This is a genomic window from bacterium (assembly GCA_026708015.1).
GTDB lineage: Bacteria > Actinomycetota > Acidimicrobiia > Acidimicrobiales > Bin134 > Poriferisocius.
The window spans coordinates 1-3,823 of sequence record JAPOVT010000052.1 but is presented as its reverse complement, the minus strand read 5'-3'; the positions used below and the strand labels follow the sequence as shown (position 1 = coordinate 3,823).

Below are 3,823 nucleotides of genomic sequence, written 5' to 3'. Positions count from 1 at the left end.
TGGCGGCGTTGATGTAGCCGCTGCCGTCGCTAATGGCAGCCAGTCGTCTCGCGGTCACGGCGTCGATGTCTGACTGGGTGACGATCTGGGCGGCCGTGTCGTCTCGCAGACCTGCGGCGAAGACGCCCGCGTCGCCGGCTTCGAGCTGGGCGATGCGTCCCGCGAAGAACTCGGCGGCAGCCGAGCCGACCACCGACGAGGTGGCAATCGCGATCAGGTGGCTGACCAGGGTGCCGGGCTCCGTCGCTGCCCGCAGCCCGATAGTGCCGCCCAGCGAGTAGCCGACCACTGCGGCAGGGCCGGTCACGTTGCGCAGGAACGCGTCGAGGTCGCCGCTGAGCTGCGACAGCGTGCCGGTGCCCTCGCCGGCTGTCGTGCGGCCGTGGCCGCGCAGGTCAAGCGCGTAGACGGTGAACCTGCCGAGATGGCCGGCGGTGCCAGCCCAGGACCGATGGTCTTCGGCCAGTCCGTGCAGCAGCACGACGGGCGGTCCCGAGCCGTGCCGGGCGTAGTTGACCGTGATGTCGCCCAGCTCGACAGTGCTCATCGAACCGTGTCGCGATCCGGGCCGGCGCCGTTGCCGGGCGTCGTCTCAGCAGGCTTGCCCGCAGCGACGAGCTCATCGCGGAGCTGCTGCTTGCGGATCTTGCCTGCCGCTGTGCGCGGGAAGCCGTCGACGTGCACCAGACGCTCGGGCCAGTAGCGGCGCGGCAGTCCCTGTTCGGCACAGAAGGCGAGCACCTCATCGAGGCTGAGCGGGATGCGGGCGTGGACTACTGCGCAGATGCGCTCGCCGAGCCGTTCGTCGGGCCATCCGATCACGGCCACGCCGACCACCTCGGGATGGGCGGCGATCGCGTTCTCGGTCTCGACGGGCGAGATGTTGACGGCGCCGCGGATGATCAGGTCTTTGAGTCGTCCGGTGATCGATACGTAGCCGTCCGCGTCGATGCGGGCCAGATCGCCGGTGCGGAACCAGCCGTCGCCGACCGAGTCCGCGGCGTACAGCTCAGGCTGGCCGTAGTAGCCGTTGAACACCCCCGGCCCGCGCATGACCAGCTCGCCGCTGCCTGCATGGTGCGACACCCCGTCGGCATCGAGAATGCGCAGTTCCAGCCCGGGCAGTCCCACCCCCACCGTGGTTTCGACCTGGGATTCGGTCGACGCCCGAACGCAGGTGGTGAGACCGCCTTCGGTCATGCCCCACAGCGGGGTGACAAACGTGTTCGGCATCTCGGCGCGACAGCGCCGGATGAGCGCGGGCGGCACTTGGGCACCGCCACAGAGAAAACTGCGCATCGACGCCAGCTTGGGCTCGCCGGCTTCCCAGCGGGCATCGGCCAGATCCAGCAGGAACGGTGTCGCCGCCGCCGTGAATTCGGCCCCGTGGCGGGCCACCAGCTCCAAGGCCGCCTGGGCATCCCATTCGTCTTGGAGAATGAGCGGCGCACCCACGAACAGCGACAGGCGGCAGCCGTGAATGGCACCGACGCTGTGGCCGAGCGGTGACGGCATGACCACCGGCGTGTGCTGGTCGGGATCGAAGCGCTCGGCGAACTGCATGTTGAGCGCAGCCAGCGAATCCTCGCAGTGGCTGACCGCCTTGGGCGGCCCGGTTGTGCTCGACGTGAACATGAGGTGTGCGGTGATCTCTGGCACGTTGCCGGCGACGGGCGGGGAGCTCAGTGCGCCGTCGGGCGCCAGCCGGCCCCCTTCTGCCACCGCCACGGGGACTGGCCCGTGGGTCGCTGCGGCGGCGGCTCGCCGGACGGCGTCTGCGGGACGGTTGCCCGGACCCTGGCCAGGGCAGACGACCAAGGCCGGCCGGGTGAGCTCGAAGATGTGGCGCATATGCGCCTCGGACGTGGTGACAGGCGGCGTCGCCGGCACATGGCCCGCCCTCAACACGGCCAGGAACATCACCATCCAGTCGGCGCAGTTCGGCAGCAGGATCACGACGGTCCGCCTGGCGGTCCCGGCGAGCGAGCGGATCTGCTCGGCAGCCATGCCCGCGTCGCGCCACAGCTCGGACCGTGACATGGCGATGCCGTCGCTGACCAGGGCGAGCTGTTCGGGGCCCTCGCCGACATGGATCTCGAATCGATCGATCAGCCGGCGGCCCGTCCACCATCCGGCGCGGCGGTAGCGCTCTGCCCGGTTGTCGTTCACGGCGCTCCCCCGTTCGCCGCTGAGTCCGTCCCCGGGAGTATCGCAGGCTCGCTAGGCAGTCATGAGAGCGATTTCGCTGTAGCGCAGAGCCGGTGAGCGGCAAACGCCTTCCCCGGTCAGCCGGTTGGGTCAGAGTCCGATCAGGTCGGCGATGAGTTCTCGAATCTGTCGCAGCGCGACGGGGCCGACGTTCGTGCCCGTCACCTCAACGACGCGGTCAACGCTGAGGGTCGTGGGCAGGTGCGCCTGGGCGACACCGAAGCCCGCAACGTCGACTTCACTCAGCCATCCCCGCTTCGTGGTCGTGCACGGGACGACGACAATCGCATGCTGCTGAAACTCGAGCACATCGTCAGACGTGACGACGATCGCCGGTCGGACGAACCCCGGCTCGCCCCGCGCCGGTGTCCCGAAGTCGCAGCGGAGGATGTCACCCGCTTGCATCGGCGACATCGCTCGCTGACGCATCGAGCACGGTTTCCTCAACGGGATCGAGCGGCGCGCTCGCGAGCTGAGCCCCGATGATGCGCCGGCGCTCCCGCCGGATCAGTCTCTCGATCTGTGCGTCGAACGTCAGCCCCTCACGATCGGCTAGCTGACGCAAGGCATCCCGAGTCCGCACCGAAACCTTGATGGTAGTCGATTCAGGCATACCAATAAATATACTCACCGCGCTCTCCGGCTCATCTCTCACGCCTGCAGCTGCCGCACGACCACGCCTCTCAAAGTACTGAGCCCCCCGACCATCCCCCAAGTCCGTTCCGACGGGCTCCATCTGCCGCCACCAACCAACCGAGCCTGTGCTCTGGGGCGATCTTGAGCCTCAAAATCCCTGAGGTGTGCGCGTATCTTTGGAACTACGTTGACACGTGTCCGGTGGGGTGGCAGTCGAATCCTCATCGGCGTGGGGAATGTCCATGGTCACTCAGGCGCTCAAGAACTTCGAAGCGTACGAAGCGCGTCATCGAGCCGAGCTCGAACCTGAGCACAACGGCAAGGTCGCGCTCATGCACGACGAGGAGGTCGTGGGCCTATACAGCGACTGCGAGTCTGCGTTCGCCGCCGGCATGAAGACGTACCGAAGAGGCGAGTTCTCTTTTCAAGAAATCGGTGCAGAGCCAGTGTTCGTGAGCGCGCTCGGCCTCGGTGAAGCAGGGTGAGCGAGCGGGTCATCGAGATCCAGCAGCGACAGCTCGTCACCGAGATCGAAGTAGCCATGGCAGTGCCCGGAGAGGGCGGGAAGTTCACCGGGCTCATCGACACTGGCACCCAAGAGTCGGGCATTTCGGAGCGCGTGATTGCGCACCTCGCGGCGACGGCAACGCTGGCACCGGACACCTACAAGCGAGTCGCCTCACTCGGACGCGCGGGAGTCAGGACTCCCGCCTTTCGATTGTGGATGGGGCTGCGCTTCGATAGTCCCGGAAGCCAGTCAGGCTTTGGAGGAGGCTTCGGCACGTTCTGGCAGATTCCGAGCCGGCCAGAAGGCTTCGACGTGCTCGTCGGCATGGACATCATCGAACGCTTCGCCGTCAAGATCGACAGAGGCACCTGCACTCTCCAGCGACGATGACTTCGTGATGGCGAGCCCGACAAGCTGGCTCTTCGCGTTTTAGCGTGGAGTGAGGCCGTCGAGCAGTGTCCAGTTGGGTTT

The 3,823-nt window shown here is 67.1% G+C and carries 6 protein-coding genes; 2 read left to right on the top strand and 4 right to left on the bottom strand.

All coding sequences use genetic code 11. From position 1 onward, the window contains the following. The 4 genes from OXG30_12315 to OXG30_12300 all read right to left on the bottom strand — a co-directional run. A partial coding sequence (locus tag OXG30_12315) for an alpha/beta fold hydrolase (GenBank protein MCY4135677.1) occupies positions 1 to 547 on the bottom strand: 547 nt, incomplete at its 3' end. Beyond that, a complete protein-coding gene (locus OXG30_12310) occupies positions 544 to 2,169 on the bottom strand; it encodes an AMP-binding protein (GenBank protein MCY4135676.1) in 1,626 nt (541 codons plus the stop codon). The genes OXG30_12315 and OXG30_12310, both read right to left, overlap by 4 nt. Positions 2,170 to 2,298: 129 nt before the next feature. Further along, positions 2,299 to 2,613 carry a type II toxin-antitoxin system PemK/MazF family toxin gene (locus tag OXG30_12305; protein ID MCY4135675.1) on the bottom strand — a complete coding sequence of 105 codons (315 nt, stop codon included), beginning with the start codon at positions 2,611 to 2,613 and terminating at the stop codon, positions 2,299 to 2,301. Next, complete coding sequence (locus tag OXG30_12300) at positions 2,600 to 2,821, bottom strand: hypothetical protein (protein ID MCY4135674.1); 222 nt, start codon at positions 2,819 to 2,821, stop codon at positions 2,600 to 2,602. Before OXG30_12300 ends, OXG30_12305 begins: the two co-directional genes overlap by 14 nt. Positions 2,822 to 3,080: 259 nt before the next feature. On the opposite strand from OXG30_12300, the gene OXG30_12295 reads away from it, so the two are divergent. Together OXG30_12295 and OXG30_12290 are read left to right on the top strand one after the other, a co-directional pair. After that, a complete protein-coding gene (locus OXG30_12295; protein MCY4135673.1) occupies positions 3,081 to 3,329 on the top strand; it encodes a hypothetical protein in 249 nt (82 codons plus the stop codon). Further along, a complete protein-coding gene (locus OXG30_12290) occupies positions 3,326 to 3,742 on the top strand; it encodes a hypothetical protein (protein MCY4135672.1) in 417 nt (138 codons plus the stop codon). Before OXG30_12295 ends, OXG30_12290 begins: the two co-directional genes overlap by 4 nt. Positions 3,743 to 3,823: the final 81 nt, after the last annotated feature.